Origin of the sequence: Streptomyces changanensis (assembly GCF_024600715.1) — a bacterium.
Lineage (GTDB): Bacteria > Actinomycetota > Actinomycetes > Streptomycetales > Streptomycetaceae > Streptomyces > Streptomyces changanensis.
In genome coordinates this window covers 1,498,310-1,518,920 of record NZ_CP102332.1, presented here as the reverse complement: position 1 = coordinate 1,518,920, position 20,611 = coordinate 1,498,310, and the positions used below count along the sequence as shown (strand labels likewise).

Below are 20,611 nucleotides of genomic sequence, written 5' to 3'. Positions count from 1 at the left end.
AGCCGGGACGGGGTGGGCCGTGACGATCGTGTTCCGGTCACCGTCACGTCCGCTGGCCGGTAAGGAGTGTTCTGTTTCCGGCGCATGACCCAGGTCACAGGGGGATCACACATCGGTCGGCGACCTATCCGATGAGCCGAACAGACGATTACATTCCCCGCACACCGCACGGACAAGCGGTGTCATGTGAGGAAGTTGTTCGAACTTCCAGCTCACACAAGATCGTTCGGGCGGCTCCAGGGAGTGCGTTGTGCTGAACAAAACCCTCGTCAGACTTGCTGTTCCAGCGGTCGTCGGCGCCCTCGCGCTGACCGGTTGCAGCGATTCGGGCAGCGACGGTGACACCCTCAAGATCGCTTTCCAGGGGCCGCTGTCCGGCGACAACGTCGCCCTCGGCGAGAACATGCAGAACGGTGTGAAACTGGCCATCGACCAGGCGAACGCCAAGGGTGATCTGGACGTCAAGCTGGAGTACGTGGCGGCGGACGACCAGGGACTTCCCGACAAGGCCACGGCCGCCGCGCAGAAGGCCATCGACGACGAGAGCGTCGTCGCGGTCGTCGGCCCCGCCTTCTCCGGCCCCACGAACACCGCCTCCCCCCTCTACACCGAGGCCGGCCTCGTGACGGTGTCGCCGTCTGCGACCAACCCGAACCTCACGGATCCCAAGAACGGCTTCGAGAGCCTGCTGCGCGGCGTCCCCAACGACAGCCAGCAGGGTGCCGCGATGGCGACCTACTACGCCAAGAAGCTGAAGGCGAAGAAGGTCTACCTGCTCGACGACAAGACGGACTACGGCACCGGCCTCGCGGCCGTCGCCGAGAAGAACCTCAAGGCCGCCGGCGTGCAGATCGTCCGCAAGGCCGTCCCGCAGAAGACGCCGGACTACAGCGCCACGGCCAAGGACGTCGTCAACTCCAAGGCCGACGCCCTCATCTACGCCGGCTACTACCAGGACGCCGCGCCGTTCGCCAAGAAGCTGAAGGAGGCCGGCTACAAGGGCGCCGCGATCTCCGGTGACGGCACCAACGACGTCAAGTTCATCGAGCTGGCCGGCGACGCGTCGGAGAACTGGTTCCTCACCTGCCCCTGCACCGACGCCACGGTCGAGGCCGGGACGAAGAAGTTCGCCGCCGACTACCAGAAGGCGTTCAACCGGGCCCCCGGTACGTACTCCGCCGAGGCGTACGACATTACCAACATGATCATCGAGCAGATCAAGGGCCTGAAGGGCGACGTCCAGCGCGAGGCGCTGCGCGACGCGCTGGCCAAGGCCTCCTACAAGGGCCTGACCAAGACCTTCTCCTTCGACGAGAACGGCGAGTTCAAGGGTACGGACGTGTACCTGTACCAGGTCAAGGGCGGCAAGATCGCCTACCAGGGCAACGTCAACGAGCTGGTCGGCTGAGGCCGAAGCGGCTGAACGCCGGGTGACGGGGGCCGGGAGGCGTGCTTCTCCCGGCCCCCGTCCGGCACCGGGGTCCCCCCTCCGACCCCGTACGTGTCTGATTCGCCTGTCCCGCCGCGGACCGCTGCCGCCATGAGCGCCACGGACTCCGCCCGGTTCCCACAAGGAAGTTCGTTCCCATGTCCCTCCAGGAGTTCTGGGACTACCTCGTCCTAGGTGTGATGCTCGGCTCGCTGTACGCCGTCATCGCCATCGGCTACACCCTCGTCTACGGCGTCCTCCAGCTGATCAACTTCGCGCACAGCGAGGTCTTCATGCTCGGCGCCTACGGCAGCCTCATCGTCCTCCAGCTGGTGAACCCGGGGGACAACCCCTCGGCACTGGCCTCCATCGGCTTCGTCGCCCTGGCCATGGCCGGCTCCGCCCTCTTCGGCGGCGTGACCGCCTACGGCCTGGAGAAGGTGGCCTACCGGCCGCTGCGCCGCCGGGGCGCGCCCCGCCTGATCTTCCTCATCACCGCGATCGGGGCCTCCTTCTTCCTCTACAACCTCGCCGGCAAGCTCTTCGGGCGCGACCCCGTGACGCTGCCGGAGATGTACGACAACCACGCCGTGTTCAGCCTCTTCGGCGCCGGTGTGAACGTCACCCAGATGCTCCAGTTCCTCACCGCCGTCGTCATGATGGTCGGCCTCGACCTGCTGGTGAACCGCACCAAGCTCGGCAAGGGCATCCGGGCGGTCGCCCAGGACGCCGAGGTCGCCTCCCTCATGGGCGTGGACATCGACCGGGTCATCTCCCGGACCTTCGTCATCGGCGGCGTGCTCGGCGGTGTCGCCGGCTTCCTCTTCGCCAACCTCAACCAGGTCTCGTACACCATGGGCTTCATCCCCGGCATCACCGCGTTCGCCGCGGCCGTCGTCGGCGGCATCGGCAACATCCGCGGCGCGATGGCCGGCGGCGTGCTGATCGGCGTGGTCGAGACGATGACCGTGCCGCTCCTGGGCGACGAGTGGCGCAGCGTCTCCGCCATGGTCGTCCTGATTCTCGTGCTGATGTTCCGTCCGATGGGCATCCTCGGCAAGCAAGTGGGGAGGGCGGCGTGAGCGCGGTGGATTCTTCCGTGAAGGACGTGGCGTCCGCGGCGAGCAGGCTCCGTCGTACGGCGTGGTACCAGCAGCCCCGGTTCACGCGGCTGTGGGCGCTGCTGGCGCTCGGTGTCCTGCTGGCGCTGGTCACCGGCGAGCAGGGCAACACGCGGGACATCTTCTTCTCGATCGAGAGCTCCCTGCTGGGGCCGCACTTGTGGGTGTGCCTCGGTCTCACGGTGGCCGTGTGGGCGCTGCGCGAGTTCGCGGGCGAGCCCATCAAGGGCGCCGTCGGCCAGGCCCGGTCGGCCACGGGCGGCCCGGTCGGCGCGCTGCGCGACCGGTTCCAGGGCGACCGGCGGCTGCGCTGGGGCCTCATGGGGCTCGCGCTGGTGTTGGCCCTCGTCGTCCCGTCGATGCTGTCGCGGACGTGGCAGACGGTCCTGGTCGACCAGATCGCGATCTTCGCGTTGCTGGCCATCGGCCTGAACGTCGTGATCGGCTGGGCGGGCCTGCTGGACCTGGGCTTCTTCGCCTTCTTCGCGGTGGGCGCCTACTCGACGGCGTTCTGGACGGGGCGTCTGCCCATCGAGCCGCCCGTCGTGCTGAACCCGTTCTGGGTCATCCCCATCGCGGTGGTCACCTGCCTGGTCACCGGCTTGCTGCTCGGCGCGCCGACGCTGCGGCTGCGGGGTGACTACCTGGCGATCGTGACGCTCGGTTTCCACGAGATCATCTACCTGGTGGCGAAGAACGCCGACGGCGTGACGGGCGGCCCGCAGGGCGCCCGCCTCATCCCGGACTTCTCGTTCGACTTCGCGGGCATCGCCTACAAGTGGTCGATCAAGCCGCTGCCGTACTGGTACCTGCTGGTCTTCTTCATCGTGCTGGTGATCATCCTCTTCTCGCGGCTGGAGCACTCCCGGGTCGGCCGGGCGTGGACCGCGATCCGCGAGGACGAGATCGCGGCGGCCGCGAACGGCGTCGACACCGTGCGGTTCAAGCTGATGGCCTTCGCGATCGGCGCGTCCACCTCGGGCGTGGCCGGCGTGATCTTCACCAGCAAGTACGGCTACATCAACCCCGAGGTGTTCCCGCTGCTCCAGTCGATCCTGATCCTGGCGTACGTGATCTTCGGCGGGATGGGATCGATCCCGGGCGTGCTGATGGGCGCGGCCGCCCTGGTGTGGCTGCCGGAGGCGCTGAAGGACTACGTGGACCCGTCCGACCGGTACATGTACCTGGGCGCCCTGCTCGTGATCATGATGATTTACCGGCCCCAGGGCATCTGGCCGTCCCGCCGCCGTCAGCGAGAGCTGAAGCTGGCGGAGGAGGGCCTCGGTGACGCGGACGCGATGTCCGAGCCGGCGGGAGGCAAGGTCCGATGACCACTGAAGTGACGAGTGCGCCGGCCGCGGAGCCGGTGCTCCAGGCGACGGACGTGACGCTGCGGTTCGGCGGGCTCACGGTCCTCGACAAGGTCGACATGTCGATGCGCCGGGGCGAGGTCCTGGCGGTCATCGGCCCGAACGGCGCGGGCAAGACGTCGTTCTTCAACTCCCTGACGGGCGCCTACACCCCGCAGGAAGGGAAGATCGTCTTCATTTCGAAGGACGGCGAGCGGAAGTCCCTGCTCGGCAGCAAGCCCCACCTGGTGAACCGGGTCGGGGTGGCCCGCACCTTCCAGAACATCCGCCTCTTCTCCGCGCTGACGGCGCTGGAGAACGTGAAGATCGCCGCGGAGACCCGGCTCAAGGCCGGCCCCGTGTCGATCATGCTCGGCCTGCCCGGCGCGCGCCGGGCGGAGCGGCAGAGCGACGAACGCGCGCACCGACTGCTGACGTTCGTGGGGCTGGAGGACAAGCTCAACGAGATCGCCGGCAGCCTCAGCTACGGCGACCAGCGGAGCTTGGAGATCGCCCGGGCGCTGGCGACCGACCCGCAGGTGCTGCTGCTGGACGAGCCGGCGGCGGGCACCAACCCGACGGAGAAGCTGGAGCTGGAGCAGCTGATCCGGCGGATCAACACCGAACTCGGTGTGAGCGTGCTGCTGATCGAGCACGACATGCGGCTGGTCATGTCGGTCGCCGACCGCGTGATGGTCCTCAACTTCGGCAAGAAGATCGCCGAGGGCACGCCGAGCGAGGTGCAGCAGCACCCGGCGGTGATCGAGGCGTACCTGGGCACCTCGGCGGAGGACGCGGAAGCGGTCCGGCACGCGGTCGAGGACCAGCACCCGGAACCCGCCACGGCCGCCCCCGCCACCACGTCGGCCACCGTGCCCGCCGTGGCCGCGGCCGGCACCGCTGCCGCGGTCCCGGTGGATGCCGCCGACGCGGACGCCGACGCCGACGCCGACGCCACCGGGACCGGCGCGGCCGATGCCGGAAACACCGCCGAGGCCGACGCCACCAGCGCCGACGCCGGGGCCGAGGCGGGAACCGGGGACGACGTCGGAGCCGAGGACGGTACCGGCGCCGAGGCCGAGGCCGAGGCCGACGCCGACGCGGCCGGTGTGCGGGAGCCCGCCACCGCGGACACCGCGGACACCGCGGACACCGAGGTCACCACGGCGGATCCCGCCGACACCGCCGGGGCCGCTGACACGGCGGAGGCCACTGACACGACCGACGCCGCCGACACGACCGACACCGCGCCCGCGGGCGACGGGGCCGGCACGCGTGGGGACGAGGTCCGGGCGGACGGCGCGAGCCGTGCGCGGAGCGACGAGGAGAGCGGCCAGTGAGCACGACGGCACAGGCACGGACGGAGCCCGGCGGGACCGGCGCCCCGGACGGGACGCTGCTCGAACTGCAGGGGATGCGGGTGTTCTACGGCGCCATCGAGGCGTTGAAGGGCATCGACCTGACGGTCGGCAGGGGCGAGATCGTCGCCCTGCTCGGCGGCAACGGCGCGGGCAAGACGACCACGCTGCGGACGATCTCCGGCATGCTCCAGCCCCGACACGGCCGGGTACTGCTGCGCGGCGAGCGGATCGACGGCATCAAGTCGCACGAACTGGTCCACTTCGGCATCGGGCACGTGCCCGAGGGCCGGCGGGTGTTCGCGACGATGACGGTGCTGGAGAACCTGGAGATGGGCGCGTACCGGTTCTCGTCGGTGGACGCCGGCGACCTGGACCGGGTGTTCACGCTCTTCCCCCGGCTCGCCGAGCGGCGTTCCCAGCAGGCGGGCACCCTCTCCGGCGGCGAGCAGCAGATGCTGGCCATCGGCCGCGCCCTGATGGGCCGGCCGGAGCTGCTCCTGCTGGACGAGCCGTCCATGGGCCTGGCGCCGCTGATCGTCCAGCAGATCTTCGAGATCATCAAGGAGATCAACGAGCAGGGCACCACGGTGCTGCTGGTGGAGCAGAACGCCACGCAGGCCCTGGGCCTCGCCCACCGCGGGTACGTCCTGGAGACGGGATCCGTGGCCATGGCGGGTCCGGCGGGCGAGCTGCTCGCCGACTCCCGCATCCGCGCGGCCTACCTCGGCGAGGGCGCGGCCTGACCCGCGGCGCGTGACGGCGCCGGGTGCCCCTCCGCGGGGCGCCCGGCGCTCACGCGTGCCGTCAGACGACGCCCGGGACGCTCCCCGCGTCCTGCGCGGTGACCTCCCGCAGCATGCACGTCAGGCGCGCGGTGCAGACCCGCTTGTCCTGCTCGTCGGTGACGACGATCTCGTACGTGGCGGTGGACCGGCCGCGGTGGACCGGGGTCGCGACCCCGGTGACCAGGCCCGAGCGGACGCCGCGGTGGTGGGTGCAGTTGAGGTCGACGCCGACGGCGATCTTCTTCGAGCCGCCGTGCAGCATGGCGCCCACCGAGCCGAGCGTCTCGGCGAGCACGGCGGAGGCCCCGCCGTGGAGCAGCCCGTAGGGCTGGGTGTTGCCCTCCACGGGCAGGGTGCCGACGACACGGTCGGGCGCCGCCTCGACGATCCGCAGGCCCATGCGCTCGCCGAGGTGGCCCGCGGAGAACAGGGCGGGCAGGTCGACGCCGAGCGCGGCGTACTCGTCGATGACCTCTTGCGGGAACTTCACTGCGGTCTGCTCGCCCATGGGGCCCGGACTCCGTTCGTCGTCGTACGGCCGGCCTGGTGCCGGTGGCTGAGCGAACGCTCAGTCGGGCGGTGATTGTTCCAGACGGACGACGACGGACTTGCTGGCGGGGGTGTTGCTGACGTCCGCCGTCGCGTCGAGCGGGACCAGGACGTTGGTCTCGGGGTAGTAGGCGGCCGCGCAGCCGCGCGCCGTGGGGTAGTGGACGACGCGGAAGCGGGGCGCGCGGCGCTCGACGCCGTCGTTCCACTCGCCGACCAGGTCCGCGTACGCCCCGTCCGCGAGGCCGAGGCGCGCCGCGTCGTCGGGGTGGACCAGGACGACCCGGCGCCCGCCCTTGATGCCGCGGTAGCGGTCGTCGAGGCCGTAGATGGTGGTGTTGTACTGGTCGTGCGAGCGCAGGGTCTGCAGCAGCAGCCGGCCCTCGGGCACCTTCGGGTACTCGACGGGGGCGGCGGTGAAGTTCGCCTTGCCCGTCGCGGTCGGGAAGCGCCGCTCGTCCCGCGGGGCGTGGGGGAGGGCGAAGCCGCCGGGGTGCGCGGCGAGGCGGGCGTTGAAGTCCTCGAAGCCGGGGATGACGCGCGCGATGCGGTCCCGGATGGTGGCGTAGTCCTTCTCGAACTCCTCCCACGGCGTGCGGGAGGACGGGCCGAGGACCGCCCGCGCCATGCGCGCGACGATGGCCGGCTCGGAGAGCAGGCGCGGGCCGGCCGGCGGGAGGTTGCCGCGGGAGGCGTGGACCAGCCCCATCGAGTCCTCGACGGTCACGAACTGCCGGCCCGACGCCTGGACGTCCCGGTCGGTGCGGCCCAGCGTGGGCAGGATCAGCGCGCGGGCGCCGGTCACCACGTGGGACCGGTTGAGCTTGGTGGAGACGTGCACGGTGAGGCGGGCGCGCCGCATGGCGGCCTCGGTGACGTCCGTGTCCGGGGTGGCGGCGACGAAGTTCCCGCCCATCGCGAAGAAGACCTTGGCGCGCCCGTCGCGCAGCGCCTGGATCGCGCGCACGACGTCGTAGCCGTGGTGGCGCGGGGAGGTGATGCCGAACTCCGCGTCCAGGGCGTCCAGGAAGGCGTCGGAGGGGCGCTCGAAGATGCCCATGGTCCGGTCGCCCTGGACGTTGGAGTGACCGCGGACCGGGCAGACGCCCGCCCCGGGCCGCCCCACGGCGCCGCGCAGCAGGAGGAGGTTGACGACCTCGCGGATGGTGGGCACGGAGTGCTTGTGCTGGGTGAGGCCCATCGCCCAGCAGACGATGGTGCGGCGCGAGGAGAGGACCATGCGCAGCGCCCGCTCGATCTCGGCGCGGGTCAGGCCCGTGGCGGTCAGCGTCTCGTCCCAGTCGGCGGCGCGGGCCGCCGCCGCGAACTCCTCGTACCCGTGGGTGTGCTCGCGGACGAACTCCTCGTCCACCGCGCCCTCGGTCTCGATGACGAGCTTGTTGAGCAGGCGGAAGAGCGCCTGGTCACCGCCGATACGGATCTGCAGGAAGAGGTCGGTGAGGGTGGCGCCCTTCAGCAGTCCCTGCGGCGTCTGGGGGTTCTTGAACCGCTCCAGGCCCGCCTCGGGCAGCGGGTTCACCGAGATGATCCGCGCACCGGCCGCCTTGGCCTTCTCCAGGGCGCTCAGCATGCGCGGGTGGTTGGTGCCGGGGTTCTGCCCGGCGACGATGATCAGGTCGGCCTGGTGGAGGTCGTCGAGGGAGACGCTGCCCTTGCCGACGCCGAGCGTCTCGGTGAGCGCGGACCCGGACGACTCGTGGCACATGTTCGAGCAGTCCGGCAGGTTGTTGGTGCCGAACTCGCGGGCGAAGAGCTGGAGCAGGAACGCGGCCTCGTTGCTCGTGCGGCCCGAGGTGTAGAAGAGCGCCTCGTCCGGTGAGTCGAGGGCGGTGAGCTCCTCCGCGATGATCCCGAAGGCCCGCTCCCAGCTGACCTCCTCGTACCGCTCGGCGCCCTCCGGCAGGTACACGGGGTGGGTGATGCGGCCCTGCTGGCCGAGCCAGTAGCCGCTGCGGCCGGCCAGCTCGGACAGGGGGTGGGCGGCGAAGAACTCCGGCGTGACGCGGCGGAGCGTGGCCTCCTCGGCGACGGCCTTGGCGCCGTTCTCGCAGAACTCCGCGACGTGCCGCTCGTCACCCTCCGGCCAGGCGCAGCCGGGACAGTCGAAGCCGTCCTTCTGGTTGACCTTGAGGAGCGTGCGGGCGGTACGGCCCAGGCCCATCTGCCGCTGCGAGGCGCGCAGCCCGTGCACGACGCCCGGCAGCCCGGCCGCGGAGTGCTGGGCGCCGGTCACCCGCGGAGCGTCCTGGACCGGGTCACCTGCGGGCGGTTTGCTGACCATGGCGCGCGCTCCTTCGTCTTCGTCTCCCCGTACGGGCCGTGTCCCCCCGATCCTGTCACGCGGCACCGATGGCGCGACCCCGGCCGTCAGCCGTTGTCGGTGCGGCGTGGCAGGATCGTGTCCGTGGCTGAGACAGCATCGAAGAAGACCGCGCAAGACCGTCCGCGCCTGCTCCTCATGGACGGGCACTCCCTGGCGTACCGGGCGTTCTTCGCCCTGCCCGCGGAGAACTTCACCACGGCGAGCGGGCAGACGACCAACGCCGTGTACGGCTTCGCGTCGATGCTGGCGAACACGCTGCGCGACGAGGCGCCCACGCACTTCGCCGTGGCGTTCGACGTGTCCCGCAAGACGTGGCGCTCGCAGGACTTCCCGGAGTACAAGGCGAACCGCTCCTCCACCCCCGACGAGTTCAAGGGCCAGGTGGAGCTGATCGGCGAGCTGCTCGACACGATGAACGCCGACCGTTTCGCGGTGGAGGGCTACGAGGCGGACGACATCATCGCCACGCTGGCCACCCAGGCGGAGGCCGCCGGGTTCGAGGTCCTCGTCGTCACCGGCGACCGGGACTCCTTCCAGCTGGTGTCCGACCACGTCACGGTGCTGTACCCGACGAAGGGCGTCTCGGAGCTCACCCGCTTCACGCCGGAGAAGGTGCAGGAGAAGTACGGCCTGTCCCCGAGCCAGTACCCGGACTTCGCCGCCCTGCGCGGCGACCCCTCGGACAACCTCCCGGGCATCCCGGGCGTCGGCGAGAAGACGGCCACGAAGTGGATCACCCAGTTCGGGTCGTTCCAGGAGCTGGTCGAGCGTGCCGACGAGGTGAAGGGGAAGGTCGGGCAGGCGCTGCGCGACCACCTGGAGTCCGTCAAGCTCAACCGCCACCTCACCGAGCTGGTGCGCGACGTGGAGCTGCCGAAGACGGTCGCCGACCTGGAGCGCGCGCCCTACGACCGCACGGCGCTCAAGGGCTTCCTGGAGGTCCTGGAGATCCGCAACCCCAGCCTGCGCGAGCGGCTGCTCGCCGTGGACCCGGGCGCCGAGGAGGAGTCCGCCCCGGCCCCGGCCGCCGGCGTCGAGCTGGACGGCGCGGTCCTCGGGACGGGCGAGCTGGCGCCGTGGCTGGAGCGCCACGGCGACGGACCGCTCGGCATGGCCACGGTCGACACCTGGGCGCTCGGCATCGGCAGCGTCGCGGAGGTCGCCCTCGCGGCCGCGGACGGCGCGGCGGCGTGGTTCGACCCGTCGGGGCTGGACGAGGCCGACGAGCGGGCGTTCGCTGCGTGGCTCGCCGACCCGGCCCGCCCGAAGGTCCTGCACAACGCCAAGGCGGCCATGCGCGTCCTGCCGGAGCACGGCTGGAGCGTGGCGGGCGTCTCGATGGACACGGCGCTCGCGGCGTACCTGGTGAAGCCGGGCCGCCGCTCCTTCGCCCTGGACGCGCTCTCCGTCGAGTACCTGGGCCGGGAGCTCGCCCCCGCGTCCGCCGCCGACGGCCAGCTGGCGTTCGGCGCGGACGAGACGGCGGAGGCCGACGCGCTGATGACGCAGGCCCGCGCGGTCCTCGACCTCGGTGACGCCTTCGCCACGCGCCTGGCCGAGGTGGGCGCGACCCGCCTGCTGCACGAGGTGGAGCTGCCCACCTCCGAGCTGCTCGCCCGGATGGAGCGGCACGGCATCGCCGCCGACCGGGCGCACCTGGAGGCGATGGAGCAGCAGTTCGCGGGCCAGGTGCAGCACGCCGTGAAGGAGGCGCACGCCTCGGTGGGCCACGAGTTCAACCTCGGCTCGCCCAAGCAGCTCCAGGAGGTCCTCTTCGGCGAGCTGAACCTGCCGAAGACGAAGAAGACGAAGACCGGCTACACCACGGACGCGGACGCCCTGGCGTGGCTCGCCGCGCAGACCGAGCACGAGCTGCCGGTGATCATGCTGCGCCACCGCGAGCAGGCCAAGCTCCGCGTGACGGTCGAGGGCCTGATCAAGACGGTCGCGGCGGACGGCCGGATCCACACCACGTTCAACCAGACCGTCGCCGCGACCGGACGGCTGTCGTCCACGGACCCGAACCTCCAGAACATCCCGGTCCGCACGGACGAGGGCCGCGCCATCCGCCGGGGCTTCGTCGTCGGCGAGGGCTTCGACGCCCTGATGACGGCCGACTACAGCCAGATCGAGCTGCGCGTGATGGCGCACCTCTCGGAGGACGAGGGCCTCATCGAGGCGTTCACCTCCGGCGAGGACCTGCACACCACGGTCGCCTCGCAGGTGTTCGGCGTGGACAAGTCCGCCGTCGACGCCGAGATGCGCCGCAAGATCAAGGCCATGTCGTACGGGCTGGCGTACGGCCTGTCGGCGTTCGGCCTCTCGCAGCAGCTGAACATCGAGGCCGCCGAGGCGCGCGGGCTGATGGACACCTACTTCGAGCGCTTCGGCGGGGTGCGGGACTACCTGCGTCGGGTCGTCGACGAGGCCCGTGCGACGGGGTACACCGAGACGATGCTCGGCCGCCGCCGCTACCTGCCCGACCTGAACAGCGACAACCGCCAGCGCCGCGAGATGGCCGAGCGGATGGCGCTGAACGCCCCGATCCAGGGCACGGCCGCCGACATCGTGAAGGTCGCCATGCTCAACGTGGACCGCGCCCTGACCGAGGCGGGCCTGACCTCCCGGATGCTGCTCCAGGTGCACGACGAGATCGTGCTGGAGCTCGCGCCGGGTGAGCGGGAGCCGGTCGAGGAGATCGTGCGCCGGGAGATGGCGTCGGCGGTCGAGCTGCGGGCGCCGCTCGACGTCTCCGTGGGCGTCGGTCCCGACTGGGAGTCCGCCGCGCACTGATCCCGCCGCCCCCGGGGCGCGGCCCGTGCGGCCGCGCCCCGGCGGGCGCCGGGTCCGGGTCCGGGCCGCTCGACGGCGGCGCTCCCGGGGACGGGCACCGCGGTGGCGCGCGCGTCGGGAGGGCGGGCCGTGCGGTGGTGCGCGTCAGGGCCGGGGCGTCGTCGCCCGCAGTCGCGCCCCGGCGCCGTAGAGGACCAGGCCGGCGGCCAGCCCCGCGCCCGCGCCGAAGCAGGCGGTGGGGACGATGTCGAGGGGCGTCTCGATCCGGCCCCAGTAGGCGTACCAGCGCAGGCACCGGTGGAGCAGTCCCACCGCCGCGCACCCGGCGAGCACCCCGACCGCCAGCCACCGGCCCCGCCGGGTCGGCGCCGGCCACGGCATCCCCGCACCGGCCTCCGGCACGGGGGCGCGGCGCAGGGCGCCCCGGCAGAACCACACGAGCACGACCAGCGCCAGCGCCGAACCGCCGTACTGCGCGTACAAGTACAGCGGGAAGCCCGCCACGACCTCGCCGAGCACCGGCAGGACGCGCGTGCCCCACCGGCCGGGGTGCGTGAACAGGTCCCACACCACGTGGGTCGCCGCGCCGAGCACCGCCGAGACGTAGAACCACACCGCCAGCGCCGCCGGGTGCCGTCCGCGCCAGGGCCGGCCGCGCAGCACCGCGTACACCCGCCCCCGCCACCGCACGGGCAGCAGCGCGACGAGCGGCTCACGCGCCATCAGCCACAGGGCCGTCAGCAGCGCCGCCGTCACCGCGTCGACGGTGAGGACGCCCAGGACGCCGTGCGTCACCGCGCCGAAGGCCATGGCGCCGGGGAGGACACTGTCCGCGAAGTAGGTCATGTCCGGTGCGAACGACCCCGTGACGAGGGCGGACGCGACCAGCGGCCCGCGCGCGGTGCCGGACCTCCGCATCCCGGGCAGCACCGCGGCGGCATGGCTCAGTGTGAACGGCATGAACGCGGGCCCCCGGCTGGTCACTTCAGGTTCGGCAACAGCGGTCAGTATCAATCATGATGTGATCACTCCGGTACGTCGGTGTGGAGCAGTACGCAGACGACCGGTGACGGAAGCGTGAAAAGCGGTCAGCCCTCGGTGTGGCGGAGCGCCGAGTTGACGTAGGGTCGCCTGAGCCGCGCACCGGGGCGCGCGGCCGAGGTCTTCGGCGCCGACGGGCGCCATCGGGGAGGGACACACGAATGGCAGCGCACATCGGCCGTCGACTGCGCAAGGGCGCCACCACCACCGCGGTGGCCGCCGCGGCGGTGGCGGCCCTCTCGGCGTCGCAGGCACCGGGCGCCACCCCGATCGCGGGCGGCCAGACGGCCGGCGGTTCCACACCGCCGACCCCCTCGGGCTCCACCGCCACCGGTGATTCGCCCTACTACACCGACCTGCCGCCGCTGAAGAGCCCGAACCCGCTCCCGCCGGGCAGCGCCCCCGACGGGCTGCTCGGCACCGGCCCCGCGGAGGCGGGCATACCGGCGACCGTCCTCGCCGCCTACAAGCAGGCCGAGCAGCACCTGAAGACCACCAAGCCGGGGTGCAACCTCCCCTGGCAGCTCCTCGCCGGCATCGGCAAGGTCGAGTCCGGCCAGGCCCGCGGCGGCCGCGTCGACGCCAACGGCACCACGCCGTCGCCGATCCTCGGCCCGGTCCTCAACGGCAACGGCTTCGCCAACATCACCGACACCGACAACGGCGCCTACGACGGCGACGCCCGGCACGACCGCGCGGTCGGTCCGATGCAGTTCATCCCCTCCACCTGGGCGTCGTGGGGGCAGGACGCCAACGGCGACGGCCGCAAGGACCCCAACAACATCTTCGACGCCGCGCAGGCCGCCGGCATGTACCTGTGCGCCAACAACCGCGACCTCGCGCTGAAGGCGGACCTCGACCGCGCCATCCTCAGCTACAACCAGTCCCGCGAGTACCTGCGCACGGTGCTGTCCTGGTTCGAGTTCTACAAGCGCGGCACGCACCAGGTCCCCGACGGCAGCGGCGTGCAGCCCGGCGACATCAGCGACCCCGTCACGTCGCCCGTCGGGCCCGGCGCCGACCCGGTCCCGAGCACGCCGGTCACCACTCCGTCGCCCACGCCCACCCCGACGCCGACGCCGCCCACCCCGACGCCGACGCCGTCCACCCCGGGTGCCAAGCCGACCCCGTCCAAGCCCTCGCAGCCCCCGACGTCGAAGCCGACGCCCCCGAAGCCGCAGCCCACGCCGACCCCGACCCCGACCCCGCCGCCCAAGCCGACGACCCCGCTCGACCGGCTGCACCGCCTCGTGGTCACCGGCGCCGGCACCCTGACCGCCCCCGCCGGCACCGAGTTCCCGGTGCGGCCCGTGGTCACGGCCCGCGACGCGTGGGGCAAGGTGCTTGGCGGCGTCCCCGTCCGGTTCGAGGTCATCGGCGACACCGACGCGAGCTTCCCCGGCGGCGAGACCGTCGTCACCGTCACCACCGGCGCCGACGGCACCGCCACCGCCCCCGTGCTCGACGCCGGCGAGCGGACCGGGCAGTTCACCGTCCGGGCCGCCGTCCCGCAGCGCCCGGCCGTCGGCCCCGCCGACTTCGCCGCGACGGTCACCTCCGGTCAGGCGGACGCCCTCGTCCGTACGGGCGACGCGGCCCTGTCGGCGGCCCCGGAGGGCGAGTTCGCCGAGCAGGTCACCGTGAAGGCCACCCGCAAGGGCGCCCCCGTGGCCGGCGTGGCGCTCACCGCCACCGTGCTGGTGAAGGCCGCGGACGGCAGCCTCCGGCCCGCCGAGGAGGGGCCCTTCTTCAAGGACGGCCGGGGTGAGCCCCTGCGCGCCCTCGCGGGACTGAAGACCGACGCCGACGGCGTCCTGCAGCTGCCGAAGCTGTACGCCGACGGCCGGACCGGCACGTTCCTCCTGAGCCTCACGGCACAGGGCGGCACGACGCTCACGGTGGAACTGCACGTCACCGCCGCCTGACCGGCCCCCCGCGGCCCGCCGCCCCGCCCCCGCCTTCCGCGCGGGCGGAACGGCGGGCCGCACCGCTTCCCGGCCCCGGCGCCGGCGCGTACGGGGAAGACCCCGCCCGCCCTGGGGGAAACCCACTCCACGCCTTGCGGACTGACGCGGCGTCAGCAACCCGCCGTGTCGCCGCACCGACGCCGCCACAACCATCCCGCGCGCGAGCCGCCGCCGCTCCGCCCGCCCACGCGCGCCCCGCCGCCGTACCCACCCCGCCGCCGTACCCACCCCATGGCCATACCCGCCCCACGCCCACCGTTCCCGGCGCCACCGCGCCACCGCGCCACCGCGCGACGTGCACGTGTCCGGGGACGGGAGGCGGGGCCGGGTGGGTTCGCCCCCGCAGGGGTCGGCGGAGAAGGGCGGGCACCCCGGCCGGGACCCGAGCCCGCCGACCCCGAGGAGGTGAGCCCGCGCGGCCCCGCCGCACCCACCATCCGCGGGCACCCACCCGGGGGCACCCACCCGGGGGCACCCACCCGGCCGCACCACCCGCCGCCCCCGCCGCCCGCCGCCCCGCCCGCCCGCCCCGCCGGGCCGGCGCCATCCCGCGCGCCGAGGCCCGGCCGCGCGCCAGGGCCCGGCTCCGCGCGCCGGGCCGCCCGGCGGGGGCTCAGCGCCGCGGGTTGGCGCGTCGCGTCGGTACGGCCGTGGCCGGGTCCTCCGGCCACGGGTGCCGCGGGTAGCGCCCGCGCAGCTCGGCACGCACGGCCCGGTAGCCCTCCCGCCAGAACGACTCCAGGTCGGCGGTGACGGCGGCCGGCCGGCCCGCCGGCGACAGCAGGTGCACCAGGACGGGCACCCCCGCGACCCGCGGCGTCCGCGCCAGCCCGAACATCTCCTGCAGCTTCACCGCCAGCACCGGCTGCGGACCCCCGTACTCCACGCGGATCCGCGAGCCGCTCGGCACCTCGATCCGCTCCGGCGCCAACACGTCGAGACGCGCCGCGTCTCCGCTCGCCCATGGCAGCAGCCGCTGCAGGCACTGCCCCGCGTCGATCCGCCCCAGGTCCCCCCGGCGCCGCGCCCGTGACAGCTCCGGGTCCAGCCACTCCTCCGCGCGGTCCAGCAGCGCGGCGTCCGACACGTCGGGCCACGGCGCGCCCACCACCCGGTGCACGAACGCCAGCCGCTGCCGTAGCTCCTCCGACTCCCGCGACCAGCGCAGCAGCCCGAGCCCCTCGCGCCGCAACCCCTCCAGGAGGGCGGCGCGCACCAGCGCCGGATCCGGGTCCCGCAGCGGTCGTACGGCCGTCTCGATAGCGCCCAGCCGCTCCACGGACCGCGCGACGACGTCACCGTCCTCCCACCGCACCTCCTCACCCGCCGCGAGCAGGTGCCGGGCGGCCGACCGGGCGGTCTCCTCGTCCACCACCGCGGCGAGCCGCACCCGTGCAGACGCGGCGTGCGGCGGCCGGTCCGCGACGGCGACCGCCAGCCACGGGGCCGCCCGCAAGCGGGACCCGTCCCCGAGCTCGGCGCCCGTCCCCGACGCCATCAGGAACGCCCCGGCGCCCTTGGCCCGGGCCACCCGCTCCGGGAACGCCAGCGACGTGACCGTCCCGACGACGGCGTCGTCCGGCAGGCCGTCCGGCGGCGTCCCGGCCCCGTCCAGCTGGCCCGTCAGCCGCCGCGCCTCCTGCCGCCACCGCGCCCCGTACGCGTCACCGCCCCGCCGCGCCGCGCGCCACGCGGCAGCCAGGTCGTCGCCGTACTCGCGCGGCGGCTCCTCGCTCAGCAGCGCCACCACCTCCGCGGCGCGCCGCGCCCCCACGGCGGGCGCCCCGTCCAGCAGCGCGCGGGCCAGCCGCGGATGCAGGCCCAGACGGGACATCCGTACGCCCCGCTCCGTCGCCCGGCCCGCCGCGTCCACCGCGCCGACCGCCGCCAGCACCGACCGCGCCGCGGCCAGCGCACCCGCGGGCGGCGGGTCCAGCAGCGCCAGGCCCGACGCGTCCGGATCACCCCAGACGGCCGCCTGCAACGCGAACGCCGCCAGGTCCGCCACCTGGATCTCGGGAGCCGGGAACCGCGGCAGCCGCCCGTCCTCCGCCTCCGTCCAGCAGCGGTACACCACGCCCGGCGCCTCGCGCCCCGCCCGGCCCGCCCGCTGCCGGGAGGCCGCCCTCGACGCCCGCACCGTGGTCAGCGAGCCGAGGCCCCGCGCGTGGTCCGTCCGCGGCTCACGGGCCAGCCCCGAGTCCACCACCACCCGCACGCCCGGCACGGTCAGGGACGACTCGGCCACCGACGTCGCCAGCACCACCCGGCGGCCCCGGCCGGGGGAGAGCACCGCCTCCTGGACCGCCGCCGGCGCCCGGCCGTGGACCTGGAGCACCTCGACGTCCGCGAGCCCCGCCAGGAGACCCGCCACCCGCGCGATCTCCCCGACACCGGGCAGGAAGCACAGCACGTCGCCGGAGCGCTCCGCCAGCGCCCGCCGCACCACCGACGCCACGTGCGCCAGGAGCGCCGGGTCCACGCGCATCCCGTGCGGCGGCCGCACGGACGACGCCGGCGGGGCCCACACCACCTCCACCGGATGGGCCGTCCCCTCGGCCTCCACCACCGGCGCGCCGCCCAGCAGCCGGGACCAGCCCTCCGCGTCGGTCGTCGCCGAGGCGGCCACCAGTCGCAGCTCGGGCCGCAGCGCGGCGCGCACGTCCAGCAGGAACGCGGCGGCCGTGTCGGCGTCCAGGTGCCGCTCGTGACACTCGTCCAGGACCACCACGTCCACCCCGGCCAGCTCCTGGTCCCGCTGGAGCCGCTGGAGCAGCACGCCCGTCGTCACCACCTCGACGACCGTCCCGCGCGTCACCACCCGCTCGCCGCGCACCGTGAAGCCCACCCGGCAGCCCACCGGCTCGCCCAGCAGCCACGCCATCCGCCGGGCCGCCGCCCGCGCCGCGATCCGCCGTGGCTCGGCGACGACGACCCGCGCGCCGCGCCCGGCGAGCGCGAGCGGCACGAGCGTGGTCTTCCCCGTGCCGGGCGGCGCGCACAGCACCGCGGCCCCGTGCCCGTCGAGCGCCCGCTCCAGGGCCGGCAGCGCGGTGCGCACCGGGAGGGCCGACGCCTCCTCCCGCAGTCGCATCACGCGCGCTCGCACACGAAGATCGCCGTCCCCGGGATGAGGTTGCCGCGCAGCGGGGACCAGCCGCCCCACTCCTGGCCGTTCCAGGCGGGCCACTCCGGCTCCACCAGGTCCACCAGCCGGAAGCCGCCCGCCACCACGTCCCGGACCCGGTCGCCGATGGTGCGGTGGTGCTCCACGTACACCGCCCGGCCCTCCTCGTCCTGCTCCACGTAGGGCGTGCGGTCGAAGTACGAGGACGCCACGGTCAGCCCCTCGGGCCCCGGCTCGTCCGGGAACGCCCACCGCAGCGGGTGCGTCACGGAGAACACCCAGCGACCGCCCGGCCGCAGCACCCGCCGCACCTCCCGGAACACCCGCACCGGGTCGGCGACGAACGGCACCGCCCCGTACGCCGAGCACGCCAGGTCGAAGGAGCCGTCCCGGAAGGGCAGAGCCCCGGCGTCGGCCTGCACCAGCGCCAGCCCGTCCGCCCCGATGCGCAGCGCGTGCTGGAGCTGCCGGTGGGAGAGGTCCAGCGCGACCGGCCGCGCCCCGCGCGCCGCCAGCCACCGCGAGCACTGGGCCGCGCCCGCGCCGATCTCCAGGACGTCCAGTCCCCGGAGCGACGCGGCCGGGCCCAGCAGTCCGGCGTCCGCCTCGTCCAGCCCCTCGGGACCCCACACGAACCGGTCGTCGCCGAGGAAGCCGCCGTGCTCGCTCTGGTACTCGTCGGCGTTCCGGTCCCACCAGCCCCGGCTGGCCCTGGTGCTCTCCGCGTCGCCCGCGTCACGGCGCGTCGCCTCGGGCTCGTCGTCTTGGAGGTCTTGGATCATCTCGTCCGTCGCTGTAGTTTGCGGACATCGGGCACGGGTCCCGAGAGGGTGTCCCGGCCGTGCCGCCCAGGGGCCGCGCCCCGGTGTGTCGCGGCGCGCCGAGGCCAGGATGGCCTCGGGAAAGCTTAGTTGTGCCGGGTATGGAGGGATCCGCCCCGGGTGGGCGCCTTCGCGCATTGACCCTGCCCCCCGGCGCCCGTATGCTAAAGGTTGCGCTGCGGGCCTGCGCGCCTCAGACGGAGCAGGTCGCGCTCGCATCTGTTGTATGTCCCCTCGGTTGTCGAGGCGCCACCCGGCCGACCCAGTCGGCGGGAACGGGCGCTTCCTTGGCTGTCCGGCTTCTGCAGCTGCGATACGGGCTCACGGCGTAGCAGTACCTACGACTTTCTGTCCGTAACCGGAGCCCTTTCCCACATGACGAGCAGCACCGAGACCACCGCCACCACCCCGCAGGTTGCGGTCAACGACATCGGTAACGAGGAAGCCTTCCTCGCCGCGATCGACGAGACGATCAAGTACTTCAACGACGGCGACATCGTCGACGGCGTCATCGTGAAGGTCGACCGGGACGAGGTCCTGCTCGACATCGGTTACAAGACCGAAGGCGTGATCCCGAGCCGCGAGCTCTCGATCAAGCACGACGTCGACCCGAACGAGGTCGTCAAGGTCGGCGACGAGATCGAGGCCCTGGTTCTCCAGAAGGAGGACAAGGAAGGCCGCCTCATCCTGTCCAAGAAGCGCGCTCAGTACGAGCGTGCCTGGGGCACGATCGAGAAGATCAAGGAAGAGGACGGGATCGTCACCGGTACCGTCATCGAGGTCGTCAAGGGTGGTCTCATCCTCGACATCGGCCTCCGTGGCTTCCTGCCGGCCTCCCTCGTCGAGATGCGCCGTGTCCGCGACCTCCAGCCCTACGTGGGCAAGGAGCTCGAGGCGAAGATCATCGAGCTGGACAAGAACCGCAACAACGTGGTCCTGTCCCGCCGCGCCTGGCTCGAGCAGACCCAGTCCGAGGTTCGCCAGACGTTCCTCACCACCCTGCAGAAGGGTCAGGTCCGCTCCGGCGTCGTCTCCTCGATCGTCAACTTCGGTGCCTTCGTGGACCTGGGTGGCGTCGACGGTCTCGTGCACGTCTCCGAGCTGTCCTGGAAGCACATCGACCACCCGTCCGAGGTCGTCGAGGTGGGCCAGGAGGTCACCGTCGAGGTCCTCGACGTCGACATGGACCGCGAGCGTGTCTCCCTGTCGCTGAAGGCGACGCAGGAGGACCCGTGGCAGCAGTTCGCCCGGACCCACCAGATCGGCCAGGTCGTCCCGGGTAAGGTCACGAAGCTGGTTCCGTTCGGCGCGTTCGTCCGCGTGGACGAGGGCATCGAGGGTCTGGTCCACATCTCCGAGCTGGCCGAGCGCCACGTGGAGATCCCGGAGCAGGTCGTCCAGGTCAACGACGAGATCTTCGTCAAGGTCATCGACATCGACCTCGAGCGCCGCCGCATCAGCCTCTCGCTGAAGCAGGCCAACGAGTCCTTCGGTTCGGACCCGGCGTCGGTCGAGTTCGACCCGACGCTGTACGGCATGGCCGCCTCGTACGACGACCAGGGGAACTACATCTACCCCGAGGGCTTCGACCCCGAGACCAACGACTGGCTCGAGGGCTACGAGACCCAGCGCGAGGCGTGGGAGACCCAGTACGCCGAGGCGCAGCAGCGCTTCGAGCAGCACCAGGCCCAGGTCATCAAGTCCCGCGAGGCCGACGAGGCCGCCGCTGCCGAGGGTGGCCCCGCCGCTCCGGCCGGTGCCCCGGCGGGCGTCTCCGGCGGTTCGTACTCCTCGGAGTCGGACGACAACTCCGGCGCCCTGGCGTCGGACGAGGCGCTGGCCGCGCTCCGCGAGAAGCTGGCCGGCGGCCAGAGCTGAACGGCTCGGCACCGACCCGCTAGCTCCTAGCAGGTGACATCGAGGC

13 protein-coding genes are annotated in these 20,611 nt (G+C 73.0%); 8 read left to right on the top strand and 5 right to left on the bottom strand.

Annotated elements, in window-relative coordinates; all coding sequences use genetic code 11:
- The first annotated feature begins 250 nt into the window (after nt 1–250).
- The 5 genes from NRO40_RS06700 to NRO40_RS06680 all read left to right on the top strand — a co-directional run bounded on the left by NRO40_RS06700 (nt 251) and on the right by NRO40_RS06680 (nt 6,003).
- The gene (locus NRO40_RS06700) at nt 251–1,408 is read left to right on the top strand and encodes a branched-chain amino acid ABC transporter substrate-binding protein (RefSeq protein ID WP_257375351.1); all 1,158 of its coding nucleotides are present in this window, start codon (nt 251–253) and stop codon (nt 1,406–1,408) included.
- Nucleotides 1,409–1,587: 179 nt separating this feature from the next.
- Nucleotides 1,588–2,511, top strand: a complete 924-nt coding sequence (locus NRO40_RS06695; protein WP_058944733.1) for a branched-chain amino acid ABC transporter permease — start codon at nt 1,588–1,590, stop codon at nt 2,509–2,511.
- Nucleotides 2,508–3,881, top strand: a complete 1,374-nt coding sequence (locus NRO40_RS06690) for a branched-chain amino acid ABC transporter permease (RefSeq protein WP_058944734.1) — start codon at nt 2,508–2,510, stop codon at nt 3,879–3,881. The genes NRO40_RS06695 and NRO40_RS06690 overlap by 4 nt, the downstream gene beginning before the upstream one ends.
- The gene (locus NRO40_RS30520; RefSeq protein WP_269803099.1) at nt 3,878–5,239 is read left to right on the top strand and encodes an ABC transporter ATP-binding protein; all 1,362 of its coding nucleotides are present in this window, start codon (nt 3,878–3,880) and stop codon (nt 5,237–5,239) included. Before NRO40_RS06690 ends, NRO40_RS30520 begins: the two co-directional genes overlap by 4 nt.
- 74 nt (nt 5,240–5,313) lie before the next feature.
- Nucleotides 5,314–6,003 carry an ABC transporter ATP-binding protein gene (locus tag NRO40_RS06680; protein WP_079047445.1) on the top strand — a complete coding sequence of 230 codons (690 nt, stop codon included), beginning with the start codon at nt 5,314–5,316 and terminating at the stop codon, nt 6,001–6,003.
- 61 nt (nt 6,004–6,064) lie between these two features.
- Here the strand turns inward: NRO40_RS06680 and NRO40_RS06675 are convergent, their stop codons facing one another.
- Together NRO40_RS06675 and NRO40_RS06670 are read right to left on the bottom strand one after the other, a co-directional pair.
- Entirely contained in the window at nt 6,065–6,553 is a 489-nt protein-coding gene (locus tag NRO40_RS06675; protein ID WP_058944736.1) for a PaaI family thioesterase, read from the bottom strand.
- A 60-nt stretch (nt 6,554–6,613) separates the two neighbouring features.
- Nucleotides 6,614–8,896 carry an FdhF/YdeP family oxidoreductase gene (locus NRO40_RS06670; RefSeq protein ID WP_058944737.1) on the bottom strand — a complete coding sequence of 761 codons (2,283 nt, stop codon included), beginning with the start codon at nt 8,894–8,896 and terminating at the stop codon, nt 6,614–6,616.
- 123 nt (nt 8,897–9,019) lie between these two features.
- Between NRO40_RS06670 and polA the strand changes: the two genes are divergently transcribed.
- Nucleotides 9,020–11,731 (top strand): DNA polymerase I, encoded by a 2,712-nt coding sequence (polA, locus tag NRO40_RS06665; protein WP_058944738.1) that lies wholly within the window; start codon nt 9,020–9,022, stop codon nt 11,729–11,731.
- Between the two features lie 144 nt (nt 11,732–11,875).
- Here the strand turns inward: polA and NRO40_RS06660 are convergent, their stop codons facing one another.
- Nucleotides 11,876–12,691, bottom strand: a complete 816-nt coding sequence (locus NRO40_RS06660) for a DUF4184 family protein (protein WP_058944740.1) — start codon at nt 12,689–12,691, stop codon at nt 11,876–11,878.
- A 242-nt stretch (nt 12,692–12,933) separates the two neighbouring features.
- Between NRO40_RS06660 and NRO40_RS06655 the strand changes: the two genes are divergently transcribed.
- Entirely contained in the window at nt 12,934–14,697 is a 1,764-nt protein-coding gene (locus NRO40_RS06655; RefSeq protein ID WP_058944739.1) for a lytic transglycosylase domain-containing protein, read from the top strand.
- 655 nt (nt 14,698–15,352) lie between these two features.
- Here the strand turns inward: NRO40_RS06655 and hrpB are convergent.
- The gene (hrpB, locus tag NRO40_RS06650) at nt 15,353–17,833 is read right to left on the bottom strand and encodes an ATP-dependent helicase HrpB (protein ID WP_257375562.1); all 2,481 of its coding nucleotides are present in this window, start codon (nt 17,831–17,833) and stop codon (nt 15,353–15,355) included.
- Nucleotides 17,833–18,648: a class I SAM-dependent methyltransferase gene (locus tag NRO40_RS06645; protein WP_058945235.1), complete on the bottom strand. Its 816-nt coding sequence runs from the start codon at nt 18,646–18,648 to the stop codon at nt 17,833–17,835. Before NRO40_RS06645 ends, hrpB begins: the two co-directional genes overlap by 1 nt.
- A gap of 414 nt (nt 18,649–19,062) precedes the next feature.
- Here NRO40_RS06645 and rpsA point away from each other — a divergent pair, with 414 nt between their 5' ends.
- A complete protein-coding gene (gene rpsA, locus NRO40_RS06640) occupies nt 19,063–20,565 on the top strand; it encodes a 30S ribosomal protein S1 (RefSeq protein WP_058945234.1) in 1,503 nt (500 codons plus the stop codon).
- The last annotated feature ends 46 nt before the right edge of the window (nt 20,566–20,611 follow it).